We start from the raw sequence: 20,185 nt of genomic DNA, 5'->3' as shown, positions 1-20,185 counted from the left end.
TCATTTTAGTCCGCCGAAGACCGCATGGGTCTGAACCGAAGTGGTGAGCGATGACCTGTGCCCTCTGGGTATTTGTGCCCGAAAGGGTACTCTCGCAGCCTTATCATTTTTTCAAATATGTATAACCCCCAAACCCACACAAAATGGAAGAGAACCAAAAAAAGAACGGCTGTTGCCTAAAATCCAGTTTCAGGGGGTTGGTTTTTCCGATTCGGCGGCCGGATCCTTGTACATGTACTTGATTACCTGTTTAAACAGGATAAAATTTTCCCCATCCGGCTGTTTCAGTTTGATGCACTTTTCATCGTACCATTCGATGCGTCCACGGAAAGTCTCGTTGCTGGTGAGTTCCACTACCATGGGAGTCTGGTTGTTCATCTGCTTGATATAGTAGTAGTTTTCCGCGTTGGTTTTATAGGGTGGAGGCGGTTTCTTTTTCTGATCCCGTCTGGCATCCCGCTTGATTTCCTTGAGGTTGGGCTTGATCAACTTGCGGGTCATTGTTTTCTCACTTCGACCCCTTCACGGGCATGGCGCCCGCCGGTTGTCGGGATTTTGTCTAATAAGTAACGGAAATCGGCCTGGATGTCAAATCCTAGCCCCGGGTTTTTTTTCGCTTGCGTAATCCCCACCCCGGAATGTTGCGCTGGCGCTGCCTGGCTATGGCCAGAGAATCCTCGGGTACATCCTCAGTAATGGTAGACCCGGCCCCGACATAACTGTTTCGCCCCAAACGAACCGGGGCGACCAACTCCGTTCCCGAACCCACAAACACGCCATCTTCTATTTCCGTGGCGTGCTTGCGGGATCCATCGTAATTGCAGGTAATGGTGCCCGCACCCACATTGACATCGCGCCCCACCCGGGCATCTCCAAGATACGCGAGATGCGAGGCCTTGGAGCCCTCTCCGATTACACTCTTCTTGATTTCGACAAAATTGCCTACCCGAGTTGACGACCCCACTTGGGTTTGCATGCGCAAATGAGCAAAAGGGCCGACCCGAGCGCCCTGCCCAACATGGGAATCTCGAATCACACAACCGGGCAGCAATTGACAATCATCTCCGATATCTGCGTTCTCCAGCCAGCAGGTGGACATCACCCACACATTCCTACCCACGCGGCTGTTTCCGCGAAAAACATTCCCGGGACCAATCACACTTCCGCTCCCGACAGGGATGAGCCCCTCCATGTAAAAATTACGGCGATCTTCCACTACGACCCCACGGCTATGGAGCCACTCCAATTGCAAGGCCACAACCCGCTCCTCTACCTGTTGGGGGGAACGCCGGGCATCACAGAATTTCAACTCAAATGGAGGCTCCACGACATCACCGCAGCTCAAATCTCCGGGCCGCCAGGTACTGCGCGGCAGGATCCGCAGGGCGCCGTTTTTCAGACACAAGCCCTGATCCGCTACAGTCAGTTTTTTCAGCCATGCAGAGAATTCACCTGCTTCTACGTCGGGGCGAGGCAGTGAAAATGGACTGCAGACCACAACCGATGTGACGGACTCGGGAACGGATTCAGGCGAATAGAAAGGGATCCCCGGTAAACAGAACGGAATCCAGAAATCCAGTAACCGCCCCCGGAATTTGAATCTATCAGAATGTGACCCCGCTGATGGATCGACAACAGCAACCATCATGAGACCAGGTCAATAAACTCGCGTTTTTCCAAAAGGCTTTCAAAGTCCGGCTCATTGAAAGCGATTACTTTGTAGTGTTCATCTTTTTCGATACAGCTTTTCAAATGCTCAAATGTGGAAACAAGGTCGCCCTTGCGTTTGTACGCGATCGCCATCAGGAAGTCCACATAGGGCTTTTTCTCCGCATTCCGGGCAAGTCCCGTTAACAGTTCGAGCGCCCGATCGATTTGGCCGGCATTTAATTGATATACACCCTCGTTGAGTACATCCTCCGCTGTTTTCAATTCAATCTTCTGGGGATTCAGTTGGGCATCAACCATGCGCAGATACACATTTGATCTTCCTGAAATCTCTAAAACGCTGTAGTGTTCACTGTTCCGGAATGACTCGATGATATCCATGAACTGCTGCCGAGCCGCGGCGAAATCCTTGCGTGTAAATGCCGCCACTGCCTCCGAAAAACGTTGGGTGATGGCTTTCAATTCCTTTTCTTCACTAAGCTTGGCCACAGTCTACCTCCAGGCGGAAATATCCCCCGGCCAATAGAATCGATGGGGGACATGACGGGATTTTTCCCGTATTGATATCAGAGAAAGGACAAAGAAACCGACTCTGTCGGACTGCAGGACCACCAGATGTCTACCGAGCGCTCTGATAGCGTTCGGGAATTACGCCGAGAACTTCAATACCTGCGCCTTTTGCAATATCGATAACTTTCAAGACGCTCTCATAACGAACGGTTTCGTCGGCACGGATAAAGATAGTTTTTGTGGTACGAGTCTGATAGATGGTCCGCAACTCGCTTTCCAGCAGATCCAAAGAAACCGGCCGGTTGTTGATGTCCACCGACTGGTCCGCCTCCAGCGTCAACACAATGCTTTTGGCCGCGGACGGCGGCTCACCCTCAGCCCCCCCCCCCGAAGTCTCCGGAAGGTTGATGTCGATGCCTTTCTGGGCAACCGGGGTAATGACCATGAAAATGATCAGCAATACCAGCAGAATATCGCAAAGCGGGACAACATTCGGTTCCGATTTTGTTCCTGTTCCAACTTCAGCACCCATATGTCCTCCTCTTCAAGTGGAAATTTAGCAAATCGAACCGGAGATGTCAAGGGAAAAAAATCCAGGGAAAAAATCCAGACTTTAGCAAACGCCGTTTTGCCATGGCCGAAAACACCCATGCAGATAAAATTAAGCACTGGAAGGAAAAATTGAACCCGTGTTGACATCCACCGCCTCCGGGTCTACAATCAATTCTGAATGAACCCAAAAAGGAGGCGACATGGCACTGCATATCGTTGACACCTGCATCAGTTGTGGAGCCTGTGAATCTGTATGCCCGGTGGGCGCCATTTCACAGGGTGACGAGTTCTATGTAATCGACCCCGAAGTTTGCGTGGAATGTGAAGGACATTTCGACGAACCCCAGTGCGCGGCCGTTTGTCCTACGGATTCCTGCGTCAAGTAACCCACCAGAGAGGAAATCGCTATGGCTGAAGGGGCCCCTGCGGAATCAAGCCCCCACTCCGTGGATGCAAGATTCGCCCTTGCCGTGGCCAGTGGCAAAGGCGGTGTGGGTAAATCAACGGTTACGGTGAACCTGGCATTGGCATTGGCACGCCGGGGACTGAAAGTGGGACTGCTGGACGCGGATATTTACGGTCCCAACGTCCCCTTGATGATGGGGATCAACCAGTCGTCCGCCCAGGTCCGGGACGGAAGGATCCAGCCGGTAATCGCATACGGAATTCAGGTCATGTCCGTGGGATTTATCGCCCCCGCGGGGAAAGCCTTGATCTGGAGGGGTCCCCTGGCCAACAAGTTGATTGAGCAGTTCCTCACTGAAGTGGATTGGGGGAAACTGGATGCCTTCCTCATAGATCTTCCGCCGGGTACCGGGGATGTGCCCCTGTCCATTATCCAGAAAGCAGACTTGACCGCCGGAGTGATCGTCACCACCCCCCAGGAAGCATCCATTGCGGATGTGCGCAAGATGATCGACATGTTCCATACAACGGACATCCGTGTGCTTGGAATCGTAGAGAACATGAAGTTCATTGCGTGTCCGCACTGCCATCGCACCATTGATCTCTACCCGGGCGCCAGTGGTGCCGAAAGCCTTGAAGTAAAAGTTTTGACGAAACTGCCCTACATTCCCGAATTGTCTCAACGGGATACCAAAGGTCAGCCCTTCCTGCTGACCCACCCCGAAGCGGACATCTCAAAGCGTTTTACCGATTTGGCTGAGATTGTTTACAGCGAGCTCAACTGAATTCAGCGGTCGCGCGTTTAAACAACCGATCTTCATATCTAGTTGTCCTTTATTTCGGACAATTGGAATCTAATTGAGTGGAAATAGACTTGCTAATACATGGCAGGAGGCGAACATGAAACATGCAGTTATATCCATCAGCCTGGTTCTGGCAATGGCTGTTTTCCTGCCGGCCCAGAATCGCGGTGAAGATGAAACCTTTCGCGCCAAGTATTATGAAAACGCCAAGGTCGTCCGCGTCAAGTACGTTGACGGCGAAGCGTTTGTGGATCGCAGTTACGATGAAGGCCAGGAAGAAGTCACAATAAATCTGCCCCTGTTCGAAAAAGACATGGTGGAAACCACAGACGGACGGATGGAAATCTACCTGGGTCGCCTCAACTATTTGCGCCTGGATTACGACACCCGGATCGACCTGGAGAAACTGCCGGCACTGCGCCACACGTCTCTAACCATGAACATCCGCCGCGGCGGTGTTTACATGGATGTCAACAGCCTTGAATACGAAAGAGACATGGAGATCCAGACTCCGGACTGCGGGGTTTTCCTTTTGGGACGGGGGGTCCTGCGCATCAATGTCATCCCCGGTGAAGGCACGGAAGTGGTCGTACAGGAAGGCTTGGTGGAAGTAGCCGGGTCAAGTTACAACCGCGACCTGCGCAGCGGGCAGAAAGTCGTTTTCCTCAATGGAGACGTACGGGAAAGTCCGTTCTACTTCCGCACCGCTTTGAACGATGACTTCGACCAGTGGCACCGCCGGCGGGACCAGCAGCTGGGCGTTGCACGTTACGGCACCTCGCGTTACCTGGATGAAGGTTATTCTGATTACGAGTACGAACTCAGCCGGCATGGCCGTTGGTCGTTCAACACAACCTACAATCGCCATATCTGGATACCCCACCACTTGATGAGCGGATGGCGTCCCTATTACCATGGGCGCTGGGTTTGGAACCCATATTACGGCTATGTATGGACCTCTTACGACCCCTGGGGCTGGTTCACCCACCATTACGGCCGCTGGCACTGGGATGGGGGCATGGGCTGGCACTGGATTCCCGGATATCGCTGGTCACCGGCATGGGTAGCCTGGTATTGGGGAGACAGTTACTACGGCTGGACGCCCCTGAGTTATTGGAACCGCCCGGTATTTGTATATAACAACCGCTGGCATCGGGATTATCATTACTGGAAAGGACTGCCGCGCAATTCGCTCTCCACCGTCATCATCCGTAAAGACCGCCTGTTGGCTTCCCATATTCACCAGCACGCAACCAATCGCCCGGGCACCCGGGCTGTCATCAAGCACACCATCCCCTTTCGGGGCAGTGCTCCGAATGTGCGCCCGCAAACAGAAACCGTCAGGGTGATCAACGCCAAGGGCCGCGATGTTCTGGTTAAACGTGGAGCCTTGGCATCTCCCGCCCGCTATCAGACCCAGAAAGAAGGCTTAATGACCCGTAAGGTGACTCCGCAGCGCGTCCAGGTAGCGAACCGCTACACCAAGGGCAATGAAACCAGGGAGCCGGTTATCCGCAACTACGGGCGAGACACCTCAAATCAGCGCATTGTCAGACGCAGAACCACTTCAGACGAACGCACGACCACGACCCATCGCTATCGCGGAAGCAGTGATCCCAAGACGTCAACAAGCCGCACGACGGTTCAGAAAAAGACGACCACGACAGCCACCGGCAAACGTTCAACCACTGTCCGCAAGCGCACATCATCATCCAAGACCAGCGAAAGCAAGGACACAAAGAAAGCCAAACGCAAAGAAGACAGCCCTGCCTATAGCCCGACGGCGCATTCCCATGCGCCGTCGGGGACCTCCACATCCCGCTATTCCAGTTCATCCCGCCACACAACCGCAGTACGGCAACCGTTGGCGCCAATCCCCCAACGCTACCAGCCAAGAACAAATAGAAATGCGCCAACCCGAAGCTACACGTCCCCTCGTTCATCGCTGTCGGTATCCGGATACGTCCGATCCGTTCCTGAAAGGTATTCCCGCTCCCCTGCAAATGTATATTCTTCCCGCAGTCGATCAAGCGCAACCAATGAACCGCGCGTTTATTCCGCGCCCCCGTCAAGGACAGTCACCGGCCGTCGGAACTCATCCTCCTACTCCACCCGCAGTTACCGTTCATCAAGCTCGGGCCATTCCTATTCCGGCTCGCGTTCCTCCCACAGCCGTTCCAGTTCCCGCAGTTCCAGTTCCGCCAAGGCCCGGCGCCGTTGATCCCGGTCAGAAACGGTAGGTAACGCCCCCTTGCAGGCTGAAATAACGCGGGTAGTTCGGTTTCAGGGGCGTGTGAACCATGATCTGGAACCGGGCTCCCCAATGACGAAGTTCACGAAAAGAAGCGGCCATACCCATGCGCAGATTCCAGAAGGATCCCCCTTCTTCCACAATCAACAGCATGTCTTTGGAATCAATGCGGTTTCGTCCCATGCCCAGCAGCAGATCGAAATTCCAGTTGTTGCTGAGGGAAAGAACCCGATAGGCGGTGTCCACGTATCCTGAAAGAATGTGAAAATACTCGCTACGGGTCACGCTTTCACCTTCCCGTCCGGCTTCAGTCGCGGTCTCCACAACCTCCTGGTGACCGTAAAGCACCCCGATTCCGGGGATCAGAAGCAACCGCGGTGCGATTGTCACTTGCAGGGATAGGTCAAGACCCACTCCGGTTCGATTGCGGTAATCCCGCTCCAGAATTCCATCTTCACTATGAAAAGTGGTTGAAAATGGCGTAAAGAAACGGCCGCTCTCCAGCGAATGGGATATGCCCAGGTTCAGGGTAAAGTCAATCGCGTGAGCGAAACCGGAAATGAACAGGAGCATGGCGATCAAAACGATTTTTTTCACTGTCCCTCCTCGGCAAACGGTGAACCGTTTACTTTAGCATACGGCTTCGGCCCGCCGATGGTTCCGTTTGTTGTTGATCCGCCGTTCCACAACCGTTTCGCCCACATGTGCGTTTCTTTTCTCCGTCACATGCACAGCCGGAACCGGGGCGGCTGCGGAAACGGGTCCACCTCAACACAAGCGCAAACGTTACCAGCGCCAGCAGGGCGGCCAGCATCGGCAGCCACCAATTAACCGCCGAGGCAATCAAGGTTGTCTGCTCCCGGAATCAACCAGTAATTCACGGAATACGGGTGTCATGAACTCCCTGTATTCCCGGCCGGAACGCTCAACCAGAAATACACATAGAGATCGCTCCAACGCCAGTTTCTTCGCCTTGACCGGCCCCATAACCAACAGCGCTGTCGCCCAGGCATCCGCAATCATACAGGTATCGGCCACAACGGTGACGGATGCCAGATTGTGCCTAACCGGGTGCCCGGTTCGTGGATCAATCGTATGGGAATAACGAATGCCGTCCACTTCGAAATAATTCTGGTAATCTCCGGATGTGGCCATGGAAAGATCCTTTAGCCGGACGACACGCCGCACCCCCCCCGCCTTTTCGGGCTCCATTACCCCGATTTGCCAGGGCCCGCCTCCGGGGCGCTCACCCCTGGCGCGTACTTCACCCCCGATCTCCACCAGGTAATCGGTGATTTTCCACTGATCCAGCATAGCCGCCAGGCGATCCACGCCATACCCCTTTGCCAATGAGGATAGATTGCATTCCAGTTCCGGAATTTTTTTGCGCAGCGCCGGGGGCTCCAGGCACACATCCAGGTAACGGCCGCCGCACCGCTCAAGATTGAATTGGATCTTTTCGATGGTTGGGATCCGCCGCTCTCCTCCGGGTCCAAACCCCCACAAACGAATCAATGGGCCGATGGTGATATCCAACGCCCCATACGAAAACCGGTGAATGTCCAGCGCGCGTTTTACCAGAACAGCCAGTTCCCGGGAAACCCCAAACCATTCCGTGGAAAGAAAACAATTGAAACGGGAAATTTCCGAAGACGGACGAAAAACGGACATGCGCTGATTTACCGCATCCAACTCTTCGTCAATTGCTTTGCGGATGAGAGCCCGCCGGTTGACAAAACCGCCTTCTTCCCATTGGGCGGGTGCGCTGAACTTGGCCATCCAGGTCGTGCCCATGGTCATGCCCGACAGCACGCAGGGGCTGATGTTGGAACCGGTGCATCCGGTAAAGCCCGGAACCACAAGCAACAACAGCAAAGGCAAACAGAGACAAAAAACCGATGCGGCGAAAGAGGGCTTAGTTTCCAAAGTCATCGTAAAGGATATTCTCCGGCTCCACTCCCAGGCTGTTTAACATCTGCAGTACCGCATTGAGCATCAGGGGAGGACCACATATATAATACTCGCAATCCTCGGGTGCGGGATGATCTTTCAGATACCGGTCGTAAACAACCTGATGGATAAAACCCACCGGCCCCTGCCAGTCATCTTCAGGCAGGGGGTCTGAGAGCGCCATGGTCCAGTCGAAATTGTCATATTCCTCGGCCAGGCGATCAAATTCCTCGGTGTAAAACATTTCCCGCAGGCTGCGCGCCCCATACCAGAACGAAATGCGCCGCTGCGTGCGCAGTCGCTTCAGTTGATCCAGGATATGGGAGCGCATGGGAGCCATGCCCGCACCACCGCCGATAAAAACCATTTCGTTGTCTGTATCCCGGGCAAAGAACTCTCCATATGGACCCGATATCGTTACCCTGTCTTTCGACTTCAGGTTGAAAATCCAGGAAGACATGGCTCCCGGAGGCAGACCCGTTTTCCCCGACGGGGGCAGGGCGATGCGCACATTCAACATGATGATGCCCTTTTCTTCCGGATAGTTGGCCATGGAGTATGCCCGGGTTACGGGCTCGGCGACCTTTGAAGAAAGGCGAAACAGGTCCAGGCGTTCCCAGTCTTGCCGATACTCATCGTCAATTTGAAAATCCGCAAAACTCAAGCGATGGGGCGGGGCCTCGACCTGAATGTACCCGCCGGCACGGAAATTCACGTTTTCGCCTGCAGGCAGTTCGAGCACCAACTCCTTGATAAACGTGGCCACACAACGATTGAAACGCACACGGCATTGCCAGCGTTGTACGCTGAAGATCTCCGGCGGCACCTCGATTTCCATGTTGTCTTTCACCGGAACCTGACAGGAAAGGCGGAATTGTTCGCGGACTTCCCTGCGACTGAGCAGAGACCGTTCCGTGGGCAGGACATCTCCTCCACCGGAAGTGATTTTCAGTTTGCAAGTGCCGCAAGTCCCGCTTCCGCCACATGCGGAAGGTAGGTATATTTCTTTTTCGGTCAGAGCGTTCAGGAGTTTACCACCCACCGGCACCACCAGGCTGCGGTCGGGGTTCTGGTTGACGATTACGGTCACATTGCCGGTGGCCACCAGTTTGGACCGCGCCAACAGGATGAATGCGACCAATATCAGGACAATGAGGATGAACATGGCCACCCCCAAAGCGATCAACTCCAATCCGTTCATGCCTTACCCCATTCATCTGGCCGCGAAACAGCACGGCGATCTACAATTGGATACCCGAGAAAAGCATAAAAATGATGGCCATCAAGCCGGCGGTGATAAAAGTGATTCCCAAACCACGCAGCCCCGCCGGCACACGGCTGTATTTCATTTTTTCCCTGAGGCCGGCAAGCATTACGATGGCCAGGGCCCAGCCGACCCCGGAGCCTAGACCGAAAACCACACTTTCGGCAAACGTGTAATCCCTTTCCACCATAAACAGCGATCCCCCGAGAATGGCGCAGTTGACCGTAATCAAGGGCAGAAAAATACCCAAGGCATTGTACAAGCGGGGAAAAAACTTATCCAGGGCCATTTCCAGAATCTGTACCATGGCTGCGATTACCCCGATATACGTGATCAGGCCCAGAAAACTCAGGTCCGCCCCCCCAAGGCCGGCCCATGCAAGGGCGCCTTCCCGCAACACGTGGTTGTGGATCAGGTTGTTGACCGGCACCGTGATGGATTGCACCACGACCACGGCCACCCCAAGGCCGGCAGCGGTGTCCACCCGCCGGGATACGGCCAGAAAGGTGCACATACCCAGAAACAGGGACAGGGCGATATTGTCAATGAAAATCGACTTCACAAACAGGCTGATATAGTGTTCCAGCATGTCAGGCCTCTTCCGCCAGGTCTTTGTGAATGGTGCGGATGATCCAGATCAACCCCCCGATCAGAAAAAAAGCGCTGGCCGGCAGCAACAGCACACCGTTGGCCGTGTACCATCCTCCCTCTGTGTCGAGGGGGATAATGGATACACCCAGTAGCTTGCCCTGCCCGAACAGCTCTCTTACCACCGCCACCGCGATCAAAATCACGCTGTATCCCAGGCCGTTTCCAAAACCATCCAGCAGACTCGGCCAGGGAGGGTTCTGCAACGCAAAAGCCTCGGCACGCCCCATGATAATGCAATTCGTAATAATCAGCCCCACGTACACGGACAACTGCTTGCTGACATCAAAGAAGTAGGCCCGGATCAACTGGTCTGCAATGATCACCAAAGAAGCGATAATCGTCATCTCCACGATGATGCGTACACTGGACGGAATATGGTTGCGAATCATGCTGATGGAGACGTTGGAAAAAGTAGTCACGAAAATCACCGCCAGACACATGATCAGGGTGGTGTCCAGGCGGGATGTGACCGCCAGGGCGGAGCAGATCCCCAGCACCTGGATGGCGATCGGGTTGTTGCGGATCACCGGCTCGAGCAATGTCTTTTTAAAGAGCCTCATTCAAGCCCTCCTGTGCGGCACGGTCCAAAAACGGGCCGTACCCATTCTCGCCCAGCCAGAAGCGGACAAGCCCTTGAACTCCCTGGGTGGTCTTGGTGGCCCCGGATATGCCGTCCACACGATATGGCGCGAGCGGATCCCCGGGCTCCACACGGCCACGCAACACTTCAATCATTACTTGGCCATCCGCGGCAAAAGCAAGCTTTCCCTGCCATTTCTCCTGCCAGCGGGGATTGTCGATTTCGCCGCCCAGGCCTGGTGTTTCTCCATGATCGTAGAAAGTGAATCCCCGGATGGTTCGCAGGTCGGAATCGAGAGCCAGGAAACCGAACATGGTCGACCATAGGCCTTTGCCCGCCACGGGCAGGATTACCTTTAAAACTTTTCCGGCGGCATCCCTGACCAAATAAATTGGCATGAATTCGGGAATCCGCCGTAACCCCGCCAAATCGTCTTCCGACCCGAGTGAGCGGCCCGTTTCTGCTCCTGTCGCCAGGCGGCGGAAGTCAAAGGTTTCCGGTGTCACTCCGCGGGGAACGCTCTTTTCCGGCATGGGAGCCCCGTCGACAAGACGGATGAACTCCGCCTCAATACGGCGGTTGTACATTTCCGCCACATCCACGCCGCCATTGAGCAGGCCTCCGGCATCAAGGATATTGCGCAACTTTTCCATGCGCTGATTCACTTCCTGGCGGGGTTTCAGCCCCACCGCGGCCACGGAAACCAGTACCGCGCATACTGAACACACGGCAAGGGTAACCAGGAGGATCCTGCTCTTGCTATCTGAGGCCATAACGGATCATCCTCCTCTTGATGTTGGCGTTGATCACCAAGCGGTCGAGCACCGGTGCTGTAATGTTGGCAAACAGAATCGCCAGCATGATGCCCTCCGGGAAAGCGGGGTTCACCACGCGGATCAAAATCACCATGACACCAATCAACAGGCCGTAAGCCACCCTTCCGCAATTTGTCATGGCCGCGGTTACGGGGTCCGTGGCCATGAACACGGTGCCGAACATCAACCCGCCGAGTACGAGGTGCCAGTGAGGGGGCAAGGCAAACATGGGATTTGTGGCACTGCCCAACAGGTTGAAAAACAAAGCCGTACCTACGACCCCCGCCAGTACGGAGACGATGATGCGCCAGGAGCCCACCCCGGTCACGACAAGCACCAGTGCGCCCAGCATGCATGCCACCACCGAAGTTTCCCCCATGGACCCGGGAATAAAACCAAGGAATGCATTCTTCCAGGTCACAGAGAGAGAAAGCACGGGATCGGCCAGCTGCGCCAGGGGAGTGGCGCGGCTGAATCCATCCACGGCGATCCAGGCGCCGGCACTGGAAAACTGCAAAGGATATGCAAAGAAAAGAAACATGCGTGCCGCCAGGGCGGGGTTGATAATGTTCATGCCCACGCCCCCAAACACCTCTTTTCCAATCACGACACCGAAAGAAATCCCGACGGCGGCCATCCACAGGGGAAGCGTGGGCGGGAGGATCAGGGGAAAGAGCAATCCTGTTACCAGGAAGCCTTCGCTGACCTCATGACCGCGGACAACGGCGAACGCCACTTCCCAGGCGCCCCCGACCACCATGGTAACGAAATAGAGCGGAATGAAATACATCATGCCGTGGACGGCACAGTCGAGGACGGAATCCGGTGAAAACCCCAGGCCCAGCCATTGCATCAGGCCCGCACGCCACCCCGGCAACGGCATGGCGTCCGCGCCGGCAATGGCCAGGTTGGCCTGCAGTCCGGTGTTGTACAAGGCCATCAGCACGGCGGGAATCAAGGCGATAACAACCGTGACCATCATGCGCTTCAGATCCATGGCATCGCGGATATGGGGCGCCGAACGGGTTACCTTGCCGGGAGAATAGAGAAAAGTGTCAACGGCCTCATACAGGGGAAACCAACGGCGCCAGCGGCCATTCTCGCCGAACCAATTTTTCCCAAAATGATCGAGCATTCTTCGCAGCACTTGCCTATCCTTCCTTCCTGATGGTTTCCAGGTTCCGCCGCAACGCTTCCGCATAATCCAGTTTGGAGGCGGAGACAAATGAAAACAGGGCCACATCCTCTTCAGCCAGCTCCAACACACCCAATTTCTCCGCATCTTCAAGATCGTCCACCATCAACGCCCGCATCAATGGCGTCGACAGAATATCCAGGGGACAAACGGATTCCAGCACACCGGTGGGGATGATGGCCCGGCGTCCTCCGTGAATGTCCGTGTTGAGATCCAGGTCGCGGCGGGGCATGAAGTGTGAGGCCACAACGCCCTTTGCGGAAAAGAGCGAGAATCCCGGATAAAGCCACCCCAGAAAACGCCGGCGCCCTCCTTCCCGCAGTGCGGACACCTGCTGGTGATAACGTCCCAGGAACCGGCGACCGGAAGTGACAGTGAACCCGGTCAACACGGAGCCGGATATCAGCCGTATGTCTCCACTGATCACTTCACCCCGGGTCAACTCGGGCAAAGAGGCCCCCAGGCGGGTTCGCAACAGGCGGGGTTGACGAACGGCGGGACCGGCCAAGGACAGAATCCTTTCAACCGGCAAACAACCGCTACGAAAAAACTCGCCAATCGCCAACACATCCTGGAAACCCACGTGCCACACCCGGCGCCCGCGGCAAACCGGAGAGAGGAAATGGATATGGGTGCCGACGTTTCCCGCTGGATGCGGGCCTTGGAAGACCACCTCCCGTACATCCCCGGAAAGATCTGTAAGGGGCAGCTCCGTGCCCGGGTCCCGGCAAAGGAAAACCGGCACACCAGCCAGGCGGCTCAACAGCCGCATTCCCGAACGGAAATCCTCTTCACGCCCGGCCAACATGGCCGATATTCGAGGTGCATGAGGTTGTGTGTCCATGGCCGTTACAAAGAGTGCCTGGGGAGGAACATCGGGATCGGCGACCATTTCAAAAGGGCGCATGCGGATGACCGGCCACAAACCGGAGCTCAGCAAAGCACTGCGGATAGCGTCCGGATCTGGTTTACCATTACCGGGAACCTTGAACTCAACCACATCATCGCCATCAACTTCGACGGCGATTCCCTCCAATACCCGGCGAGCGCCGCGATGAATGGATACAACCCTCCCGCCGGCCGGAGAAACAAAGTGGATTGCAGGGTGAACCTTGTCGGTGAGCAACGGTTCGCCACGCTTGACGCGGTCACCCTCTTTCACCCGCAGACGGGGTTTCAGGCCCGGATAATCCAGAGCGGATATCCCCACTTGAGTGACGTCGGCAGCGGGATAAACGATTTGATCCGGCGCCCCTTTTAAAGGAACGGTCAAGCCCTTGCGTGTCCTGATTGTCTTCATTTTCCACCTGACCCATTCACTTGGTCGGTGCCTTTAGAAAACGCGGAAAAGAGATATTACCACACCCGATGAAAGCGCTCAACCACGAATCCGAATAGAGAGGGGAAAACCAACACCGGTGAGTGCTTATCGGTCCAAAGGGCTGCCGGCGAGCGGGTCAGTCCCAGAGACGACCCAGTTTGTCAAACTCTTCGTTGGTGTATTTGCGGAACAGAATCTCCCACTCACGCGAACCTTCGGGAACGCTGCGTTTCTGGGAGTTTACCCGCATGCGGGCTCGATCTTCAATCTCTTGAAAAAAATGAAGCTCGTCCATGATGAGGTTAAAAACCTTGAAACGGATACCGGTCACATCCTCGCGATAGTCCAGTTCCTCGTTGTTTTCTATGTATTCAACGATCAGGCGGGTAAGGTGGTTGACCTTGTTGCGGGAAAGTTTCAGGGTCATAGGATGATGTTCTCCTTTTCCGCCAATTTGGACTTGACCATTTTGAACATCTCGTAGTAATCAATATTTGAATTGCGGATATCGTTTAATTTTTCCTTTAAAATCTCTTTAACCTGCTCATCCAGGTGATCCTCCTTTTCCAGTTCGCGACTGATCAATTCCTGGATTTCCGCAACCATTTTGTCGCGATCTTCCGTTAAAATGGTTTGATCGCGCAGTAAGCCCTTAACCAATGCAAAGGCCATGTGCTCGATCTGGTGCCGGTTCAGTCGCATTGGTACTATAATAACAAAAATTGTCAAGTAAATCAACTGCGCCGGGATCAGCGGATTGCGGCAGCGACCGGTTTCTCAGAGTTTGAACCAATGGGAAAAATCTCCGTATCCTTTGGAAACGTATTCACCGCTGCGGACAATCAATCCATAAGCCTGGGCCAGACTGCTTCTGCGTGCCCATATCTCTCCAGTGCGCCCAGAAGACGATCCACCTCCCAGGCTTCATTGTAAAATCCAAAAGAGATGCGAACCGCACCAGGCAATTCGCGGCGATCATTGCGGCGGATTTCTTCACTCAGGCGCTTTTCCGCTTCGCCATTAATTCCCAAAAGGCACTTTATGTAGGGATGAGCGCAGAAACATCCGTTGCGGACACCGATACCGTATTCATGAGCAAGTACGGCCGCCAACAGAGCATGAGGGATATCCTCCATGTTGAACGGCACCACTCCCAGCCGTTGATCCAGGTCAAACGGGTCGGGATTGCCGTAAATCTCAATTCCGAGCAACCGCCCCAACCCCTGCAGCAATCGAGTGGTCAGGGCATGTTCAATACGCTCAAGGCGAGGGAATCCGACCTCCTGAAAAAACCGGATGGCTTCGGCAAGGGCTACGGCTCCCACCACGTTGGGGCTTCCGGATTCGTCCCTGAAAGGGAGATCGTCCCAGGCAACATCCGTCAGCGACACGTAACGGGCCGTTCCGCCGCCGGGGTATTCGGGTGGGGTCTCATCGGGCATCAGGCTGCGCCGCGCCACCAGCACGCCGGTTCCGAAAGGGGCATACATCTTGTGCGCCGAATAGGTCAGGAAATCGATTTCATCGGCTGTCATGTCCACCGGCTTGTGAGGCACCAATTGTGCGCCGTCCACCATGAACCAGGCCCCGGCCGCATGGGCCATGGCGCCAACCTCGCGCAGCGGGGTTAGGTGACCGGTGACGTTGGAAGCCCCGCTGATGGCCACCAGCGCCAGATCATGCCGGTGTTCCCGGATCATCATTTCCAAACCCTCCAGGTCGATTCTACCGTCCGTGCAGAGAACCGGCGCATGGAGGACCCGCCCCTGATGGCGCCAGGGCAAATCGTTGGAATGGTGCTCCAAGAGAGAAACAATGATTGCCTTTTCCGGGGAAGGTCGCAGTCGGTAAGAGAGTTTGTTGATGGCTTCGGTGGCATTTTTCCCGAAGATCACCACATATTCCTCAGGGTCGATACCTACGAATTCACCGGCCAGGCTGCGGGAAATTTCATAAGCCTGCGAAGAAAGACGTGATTTGAATCCGGTTCCCCGATGAATGGAACTGTAGAAGTCCATGAACGCAGTAACGCGGTCCAACACCCGGCGCAAATCGGGAGTCGACGCAGCGTTATCAAAATTGACATAGGGGGCGGTTCCCCCGTGTAACAAAGGTAATTCGCGATCCACTCCCACGATAGCCCTGCGCAACTGGTTCATATCTAGCCTCCGGAAAAAATCCGTTTTATCCAATCCACACTGCTTGTGCAATCCAACCCGCATTCCTCACCACGATTCTCCCCGACTTCGCCCGGGGAAAACTTGACAAACAGCCCCAAATGGTATAAAAATAGATTTTTCTGACGAGGTCAAATGATGAAGCTCAACAAAATGAACCGGACGTTTGTACCAAAAAATGATATCAATGCCGGCAAATGGTGGTTGATCGACGCCGAGGGGCAGGTACTGGGTCGCCTGGCCACTGAAATCGCCCGCTTGCTTCAGGGGCGCCACAAACCGGAATACACTCCCTATTTCAATAACGGCGATTTCGTGGTGGTGGTCAACGCAGAGAAAATCCGCCTGACAGGCGCCAAAACGGAACAAAAAAGATATTATCGACATTCCGGATATCTGGGCGGCATCAAGGAGATCAGTTATCCCCGCATGCTGGCCGCCCATCCGGAAAGGATCATCTTTCACGCCGTCAGGGGCATGATGCCCAAAAACCGCATCAGCCGCCAGGCAATAAAGAAACTGAAGGTTTTTAAAGGCCCGGAACATCGCCACGCGGCACAGAGACCCGAAAGCATCAACATTCAAGGAGGAACACGTTGAGTATCGTTCAATATTACGGCACCGGCAGGCGCAAAACCAGTATCGCCAGGGTGTACTTGAGACCCGGAAAAGGTGAGTTCAAGCTGGCAGTCAACAAGCGTTCCCGCCTGTTTGAAGAGTACTTCCCGTTGAAAAACCACAAACTAACTATTTACAAACCCCTGACCGCCACCAATACCATGGAAAACTTCGATGTATTCCTCAGTGTATGCGGTGGTGGGGTTTCCGCTCAAGCAGATGCGATTCAGCTCGGCATCGCCCGGGCTTTGCTGGAGTTCAATTCCGAATTGCGCCCGCAACTGAAATCCGCCGGCATGCTCACCCGGGACCCCCGCGAAAAGGAACGCCGCAAATACGGTTTGCTGAAAGCCCGTAAGGCGTCCCAGTACCACAAGAGGTAGGAGATATTTTATGGTATCCATTAACATGCGTGAAATGCTGGAAGCAGGTGTTCACTTCGGCCACCAGGTGCGCCGTTGGAATCCCAAGATGAAGCCGTACATATACGGAAAAAAGAACGGCATCTACATCATCAACCTGCAGACCTCTATCGAGATGTTCAAGGATGCCCTGCAATTTGTCACTGACACGGTGGCTCGCGGCGGTCAGGCCATGATCGTGGGCACCAAAAAGCAGGCTCAATCAATCATTGAGGAACTCAGCGAGCAGACAGGACTACACTACGTCAATAAGCGCTGGCTCGGCGGTTTGCTGACCAATTTCCCCATGATCAAAAAGAGCATCGATAAGTTGATCGACCTGGACGAAATGAAACGGGACGGCCGCTGGGACGTCAAGAGCAAGAAAGAACAATCCCGTCTCGAAAAAGTGTACAAGAAACTGTACAAGAACCTCTGGGGCTTGCGCAACCTGCGCCAGCTTCCCAGTGTGGTCATCGTAGTCGACGCCATTTACGAAGACATCGCCATCAGTGAAGCCCGTAAACTGGGCATCCCCCTGGTGGCCATTGTAGATACCAACGCCAATCCCGAAGTCATCGACTATCCCATCCCCGGCAACGACGATGCCATCCGGTCAATCCGTCTCTTTGTATCCAAATTCGGCGAAGCTGTTCAAGAGGGAATGAATCTGTACGAGGAGGGGCAAATGACTCCGGTGAGTGAGGAGGCCGCATCGGAACATGAGGCTCTGGATTCAGATGGAGCCCCGGAGACCGGCACCCGGGTTTCCGAAACGGAAGCGTCGGACACAGAGACCCCGGAACCCATCGAAAAGGAGAAATGAGCATGGCTGTGGATATGGAACTGGTTAAAAAACTCAGAGCGGAAACCGGAGTGGGAATTCTCGAATGCCGCAAGGCCGTCACGGAATCCGACAACAACTACCAGAAAGCGGAAGAGATCCTGCGCAAACGCGGTTTTGAAAAAGCCAAAGCCAAATCCTCCAGAGCCACCACCCAGGGCGTTGTCGGCGCTTACATACACACGAACGCCAAGATCGGTGTGCTGGTCGAGGTGGGCTGTGAAACGGATTTTGTGGCCAAGAACGAAGATTTTCAGGTCATGGTAAAAGATATCGCCATGCAGATCGCCGCTATGTCTCCACAATACGTAGATGCGGATGAGATCCCGGAAGAAGTTCTGGAAAAAGAGAAAGAGATCTATCGCGAACAGATGAAAAAGCAGGGCAAACCCGAAAATGTCGTAAAAAAGATCATTGAGGGCAAAATAAAAAAATTCCAGGCCGATGTCTGCCTGCTGGACCAGAAATTTTTCAAGGATGATACCAAGACCATCCGGGACCTGATCACGGAACACATTCACAAAATCGGAGAGAACATCATCGTTAAGCGCTTTGTGCGCTATCAGGTTGGTGATTGAGAGGGGCAAATGGACGATCTTCCCCATTTTCGGCGCATCGTACTGAAACTCAGCGGTGAAGCACTGAAAGGGGATCAATCTTTCGGTATTTCCACTCCGGTCCTGCAGGGGATTGCCGCCCAGATAGAGGAGTTGCATAAACTGGGGATCGAAATCGCCCTGGTAACAGGCGGGGGGAATTTTTTTCGTGGTATCGCCGCTGATGAGTTGGGCATGGGTCGGGCTTCAGCAGACTACATGGGCATGCTGGCCACCGTAATCAACGGCATCGCCATTCAGGACACCCTGGAAAAATCGGGCATGAAAACCCGCCTGATCTCGGCTCTGGAAATCAAGGAAGTGGCTGAACCCTTTATCCGCAGAAGGGCCACCCGCCATTTGGAAAAGGGCCGGGTGGTCATCTTTACCGCAGGCACGGGCAGCCCGTTCTTTTCAACCGACACCGCCGCCGCACTGCGCGCCATCGAGATCCAGGCGGATATTCTTTTAAAAGCCACCATGGTCGACGGCGTCTTTTCCGCTGACCCCCGCAAAGTACCGGACGCTCGAAAATTCACCACCATCTCTTACGCAGAGATTCTGTCCAGGGATTTGCGGGTAATGGATGCCACTGCCGTGGCGTTATGCCGGGAAAACCAACTAAAAATCAAGATATTCGATATCAACAAGACCGGTAGCATCATTGAAGCCGTCCATTCCGATCGCATCGGAACATTGATCCAGTAATTCGGGAGGATTTTCAATGCTCAAGGAAGCACTCTCAGAAGCCAAACAGGAAGTTTTGGAAATCGAAAAGGATTTCAAAAAGGAACTGTCCAAGTTCCGCACAGGGCGTGCGTCATTATCCGTCCTGGATGGCGTGATGGTTTCCTACTACGGTACGCCCACTCCGGTCAACCAGTTGGCCACTTTGTCGGTGCCTGATGCCGGCTTGATCGTTATTCAGCCCTGGGATCAAAAATCCACTCCAGAGGTAGAAAAGGCCATCCGTGGCGCGAATCTGGGGCTTAATCCCATTTCCGACGGCAAGTTGATCCGATTGCCGATCCCGCCACTCGACCAGGAGCGCCGCCTGGAACTGATCCGCAAGCTCAAGATGTACACGGAGGAGCGCAAGACCGCCATCCGCAGTGTACGGCGGGAATACCGGGATCTGGCCAAAGGCCTGCAGGAAAGCAAGGAAATTTCTGAAGATGAGGAAAAACGTTTTTATGACAATCTGCAACAGGTAATCGATCAAGGCGTGGCTTCACTGGAAAGCCTGATGAAGGAAAAAGAAGCCTTTATTCTCGAAGAATAAGCTTCCCTTCAAAACCCCCGTCTGTCTAAACAAAGTTGAAGAGTTGGAAAGTTGAATAGTTTTCGACTTTTGGTTCTCTTCCATTTTGTGTGGGTTTGGGGGTTATACTTATTTGAAAAAATGATAAGGCTGAATGAGAGTACCCTTTCGGGCACAAATACCCAGAGGGCACAGGTCATCGCTCACCACTTCGGTTCAGACCCATGCGGTCTTCGGCGGACTAAAATGACCCCGGTGGTTATTTGGGATGTAATCCGGGGCATCATTTTACCTTCGGCCGTCCTGCCTCAGCCCATGGGGCC

General features: G+C 54.4%; 24 protein-coding genes. 9 read left to right on the top strand and 15 right to left on the bottom strand.

Annotated elements, in window-relative coordinates; translation table 11 throughout:
- Positions 1-189: 189 nt before the first annotated feature.
- The 4 genes from ENN40_00290 to ENN40_00275 all read right to left on the bottom strand — a co-directional run bounded on the left by ENN40_00290 (position 190) and on the right by ENN40_00275 (position 2,710).
- A complete protein-coding gene (locus ENN40_00290; GenBank protein HDP93790.1) occupies positions 190-501 on the bottom strand; it encodes a hypothetical protein in 312 nt (103 codons plus the stop codon).
- Positions 502-595: 94 nt separating this feature from the next.
- Complete coding sequence (locus ENN40_00285; protein ID HDP93789.1) at positions 596-1,648, bottom strand: hypothetical protein; 1,053 nt, start codon at positions 1,646-1,648, stop codon at positions 596-598.
- Positions 1,645-2,157 (bottom strand): hypothetical protein, encoded by a 513-nt coding sequence (locus ENN40_00280; protein ID HDP93788.1) that lies wholly within the window; start codon positions 2,155-2,157, stop codon positions 1,645-1,647. The genes ENN40_00285 and ENN40_00280 overlap by 4 nt, the downstream gene beginning before the upstream one ends.
- 130 nt (positions 2,158-2,287) lie before the next feature.
- Positions 2,288-2,710 (bottom strand): biopolymer transporter ExbD, encoded by a 423-nt coding sequence (locus tag ENN40_00275; GenBank protein ID HDP93787.1) that lies wholly within the window; start codon positions 2,708-2,710, stop codon positions 2,288-2,290.
- 220 nt (positions 2,711-2,930) lie between these two features.
- On the opposite strand from ENN40_00275, the gene ENN40_00270 reads away from it, so the two are divergent.
- From ENN40_00270 to ENN40_00260, 3 genes are all read left to right on the top strand, one after another.
- Positions 2,931-3,116, top strand: a complete 186-nt coding sequence (locus tag ENN40_00270) for a 4Fe-4S dicluster domain-containing protein (GenBank protein HDP93786.1) — start codon at positions 2,931-2,933, stop codon at positions 3,114-3,116.
- Between the two features lie 21 nt (positions 3,117-3,137).
- The gene (locus ENN40_00265; protein ID HDP93785.1) at positions 3,138-3,920 is read left to right on the top strand and encodes an ATP-binding protein; all 783 of its coding nucleotides are present in this window, start codon (positions 3,138-3,140) and stop codon (positions 3,918-3,920) included.
- A gap of 115 nt (positions 3,921-4,035) precedes the next feature.
- Entirely contained in the window at positions 4,036-6,159 is a 2,124-nt protein-coding gene (locus ENN40_00260) for a hypothetical protein (protein ID HDP93784.1), read from the top strand.
- A gap of 6 nt (positions 6,160-6,165) precedes the next feature.
- Here ENN40_00260 and ENN40_00255 read toward each other — a convergent pair whose 3' ends face one another.
- The 11 genes from ENN40_00255 to ENN40_00205 form a co-directional block, all read right to left on the bottom strand.
- Positions 6,166-6,786: a hypothetical protein gene (locus ENN40_00255; GenBank protein HDP93783.1), complete on the bottom strand. Its 621-nt coding sequence runs from the start codon at positions 6,784-6,786 to the stop codon at positions 6,166-6,168.
- A 246-nt stretch (positions 6,787-7,032) separates the two neighbouring features.
- Positions 7,033-8,121 carry an FAD:protein FMN transferase gene (locus ENN40_00250; GenBank protein ID HDP93782.1) on the bottom strand — a complete coding sequence of 363 codons (1,089 nt, stop codon included), beginning with the start codon at positions 8,119-8,121 and terminating at the stop codon, positions 7,033-7,035.
- The gene (locus tag ENN40_00245) at positions 8,105-9,331 is read right to left on the bottom strand and encodes an NADH:ubiquinone reductase (Na(+)-transporting) subunit F (GenBank protein HDP93781.1); all 1,227 of its coding nucleotides are present in this window, start codon (positions 9,329-9,331) and stop codon (positions 8,105-8,107) included. Before ENN40_00245 ends, ENN40_00250 begins: the two co-directional genes overlap by 17 nt.
- 49 nt (positions 9,332-9,380) lie before the next feature.
- On the bottom strand, positions 9,381-9,989 hold the full coding sequence (gene nqrE / locus ENN40_00240; GenBank protein ID HDP93780.1) for an NADH:ubiquinone reductase (Na(+)-transporting) subunit E: 609 nt from the start codon (positions 9,987-9,989) through the stop codon (positions 9,381-9,383).
- Between the two features lie 4 nt (positions 9,990-9,993).
- On the bottom strand, positions 9,994-10,614 hold the full coding sequence (locus tag ENN40_00235) for an NADH:ubiquinone reductase (Na(+)-transporting) subunit D (protein ID HDP93779.1): 621 nt from the start codon (positions 10,612-10,614) through the stop codon (positions 9,994-9,996).
- Positions 10,601-11,407 carry a Na(+)-translocating NADH-quinone reductase subunit C gene (locus tag ENN40_00230; protein HDP93778.1) on the bottom strand — a complete coding sequence of 269 codons (807 nt, stop codon included), beginning with the start codon at positions 11,405-11,407 and terminating at the stop codon, positions 10,601-10,603. Before ENN40_00230 ends, ENN40_00235 begins: the two co-directional genes overlap by 14 nt.
- Positions 11,394-12,584 carry an NADH:ubiquinone reductase (Na(+)-transporting) subunit B gene (locus ENN40_00225; GenBank protein HDP93777.1) on the bottom strand — a complete coding sequence of 397 codons (1,191 nt, stop codon included), beginning with the start codon at positions 12,582-12,584 and terminating at the stop codon, positions 11,394-11,396. The genes ENN40_00230 and ENN40_00225 overlap by 14 nt, the downstream gene beginning before the upstream one ends.
- A gap of 16 nt (positions 12,585-12,600) precedes the next feature.
- Positions 12,601-13,944 (bottom strand): Na(+)-translocating NADH-quinone reductase subunit A, encoded by a 1,344-nt coding sequence (locus tag ENN40_00220; GenBank protein HDP93776.1) that lies wholly within the window; start codon positions 13,942-13,944, stop codon positions 12,601-12,603.
- 157 nt (positions 13,945-14,101) lie between these two features.
- Positions 14,102-14,392 carry a DUF507 family protein gene (locus ENN40_00215; GenBank protein ID HDP93775.1) on the bottom strand — a complete coding sequence of 97 codons (291 nt, stop codon included), beginning with the start codon at positions 14,390-14,392 and terminating at the stop codon, positions 14,102-14,104.
- Positions 14,389-14,667, bottom strand: a complete 279-nt coding sequence (locus ENN40_00210; protein ID HDP93774.1) for a DUF507 family protein — start codon at positions 14,665-14,667, stop codon at positions 14,389-14,391. The genes ENN40_00215 and ENN40_00210 overlap by 4 nt, the downstream gene beginning before the upstream one ends.
- A gap of 140 nt (positions 14,668-14,807) precedes the next feature.
- Entirely contained in the window at positions 14,808-16,187 is a 1,380-nt protein-coding gene (locus tag ENN40_00205) for an aminotransferase class V-fold PLP-dependent enzyme (GenBank protein ID HDP93773.1), read from the bottom strand.
- Positions 16,188-16,295: 108 nt separating this feature from the next.
- Between ENN40_00205 and ENN40_00200 the strand changes: the two genes are divergently transcribed.
- From ENN40_00200 to ENN40_00175, 6 genes are read left to right on the top strand one after another with little or no spacing between them, the layout of a single operon-like run.
- Positions 16,296-16,742, top strand: a complete 447-nt coding sequence (locus ENN40_00200) for a 50S ribosomal protein L13 (GenBank protein HDP93772.1) — start codon at positions 16,296-16,298, stop codon at positions 16,740-16,742.
- The gene (locus ENN40_00195; protein ID HDP93771.1) at positions 16,739-17,143 is read left to right on the top strand and encodes a 30S ribosomal protein S9; all 405 of its coding nucleotides are present in this window, start codon (positions 16,739-16,741) and stop codon (positions 17,141-17,143) included. Before ENN40_00200 ends, ENN40_00195 begins: the two co-directional genes overlap by 4 nt.
- A 10-nt stretch (positions 17,144-17,153) precedes the next feature.
- Entirely contained in the window at positions 17,154-17,987 is an 834-nt protein-coding gene (rpsB, locus tag ENN40_00190; protein HDP93770.1) for a 30S ribosomal protein S2, read from the top strand.
- A 2-nt stretch (positions 17,988-17,989) separates the two neighbouring features.
- Entirely contained in the window at positions 17,990-18,583 is a 594-nt protein-coding gene (gene tsf, locus ENN40_00185) for a translation elongation factor Ts (protein ID HDP93769.1), read from the top strand.
- A 9-nt stretch (positions 18,584-18,592) separates the two neighbouring features.
- On the top strand, positions 18,593-19,309 hold the full coding sequence (locus ENN40_00180; GenBank protein HDP93768.1) for a UMP kinase: 717 nt from the start codon (positions 18,593-18,595) through the stop codon (positions 19,307-19,309).
- Between the two features lie 16 nt (positions 19,310-19,325).
- Positions 19,326-19,883: a ribosome recycling factor gene (locus ENN40_00175; GenBank protein ID HDP93767.1), complete on the top strand. Its 558-nt coding sequence runs from the start codon at positions 19,326-19,328 to the stop codon at positions 19,881-19,883.
- The last annotated feature ends 302 nt before the right edge of the window (positions 19,884-20,185 follow it).

Source organism: Candidatus Aminicenantes bacterium (genome assembly GCA_011049425.1).
Taxonomy (GTDB): domain Bacteria; phylum Acidobacteriota; class Aminicenantia; order UBA2199; family UBA2199; genus UBA876.
Note: the sequence above shows the minus strand (reverse complement) of the source record. Positions and strands in the feature narration are given on the sequence as shown.

Excerpts from the sequence above, each read along its gene's own strand:
- ENN40_00230 (HDP93778.1), bottom strand. The coding sequence starts at position 11,407 with ATGGCCTCAGATAGCAAGAGCAGGATCCTCCTGGTTACCCTTGCCGTG.
- tsf (HDP93769.1), top strand. The coding sequence starts at position 17,990 with ATGGCTGTGGATATGGAACTGGTTAAAAAACTCAGAGCGGAAACCGGA.
- ENN40_00215 (HDP93775.1), bottom strand. The coding sequence starts at position 14,392 with ATGACCCTGAAACTTTCCCGCAACAAGGTCAACCACCTTACCCGCCTG.
- ENN40_00205 (HDP93773.1), bottom strand. The coding sequence starts at position 16,187 with ATGCGGGTTGGATTGCACAAGCAGTGTGGATTGGATAAAACGGATTTT.
- ENN40_00220 (HDP93776.1), bottom strand. The coding sequence starts at position 13,944 with ATGAAGACAATCAGGACACGCAAGGGCTTGACCGTTCCTTTAAAAGGG.
- ENN40_00175 (HDP93767.1), top strand. The coding sequence starts at position 19,326 with ATGCTCAAGGAAGCACTCTCAGAAGCCAAACAGGAAGTTTTGGAAATC.
- ENN40_00210 (HDP93774.1), bottom strand. The coding sequence starts at position 14,667 with ATGCGACTGAACCGGCACCAGATCGAGCACATGGCCTTTGCATTGGTT.
- ENN40_00265 (HDP93785.1), top strand. The coding sequence starts at position 3,138 with ATGGCTGAAGGGGCCCCTGCGGAATCAAGCCCCCACTCCGTGGATGCA.
- ENN40_00275 (HDP93787.1), bottom strand. The coding sequence starts at position 2,710 with ATGGGTGCTGAAGTTGGAACAGGAACAAAATCGGAACCGAATGTTGTC.
- ENN40_00290 (HDP93790.1), bottom strand. The coding sequence starts at position 501 with ATGACCCGCAAGTTGATCAAGCCCAACCTCAAGGAAATCAAGCGGGAT.
- ENN40_00200 (HDP93772.1), top strand. The coding sequence starts at position 16,296 with ATGAACCGGACGTTTGTACCAAAAAATGATATCAATGCCGGCAAATGG.
- ENN40_00285 (HDP93789.1), bottom strand. The coding sequence starts at position 1,648 with ATGATGGTTGCTGTTGTCGATCCATCAGCGGGGTCACATTCTGATAGA.
- rpsB (HDP93770.1), top strand. The coding sequence starts at position 17,154 with ATGGTATCCATTAACATGCGTGAAATGCTGGAAGCAGGTGTTCACTTC.
- ENN40_00270 (HDP93786.1), top strand. The coding sequence starts at position 2,931 with ATGGCACTGCATATCGTTGACACCTGCATCAGTTGTGGAGCCTGTGAA.
- ENN40_00250 (HDP93782.1), bottom strand. The coding sequence starts at position 8,121 with ATGACTTTGGAAACTAAGCCCTCTTTCGCCGCATCGGTTTTTTGTCTC.
- ENN40_00235 (HDP93779.1), bottom strand. The coding sequence starts at position 10,614 with ATGAGGCTCTTTAAAAAGACATTGCTCGAGCCGGTGATCCGCAACAAC.
- ENN40_00180 (HDP93768.1), top strand. The coding sequence starts at position 18,593 with ATGGACGATCTTCCCCATTTTCGGCGCATCGTACTGAAACTCAGCGGT.
- ENN40_00225 (HDP93777.1), bottom strand. The coding sequence starts at position 12,584 with ATGCTCGATCATTTTGGGAAAAATTGGTTCGGCGAGAATGGCCGCTGG.
- ENN40_00260 (HDP93784.1), top strand. The coding sequence starts at position 4,036 with ATGAAACATGCAGTTATATCCATCAGCCTGGTTCTGGCAATGGCTGTT.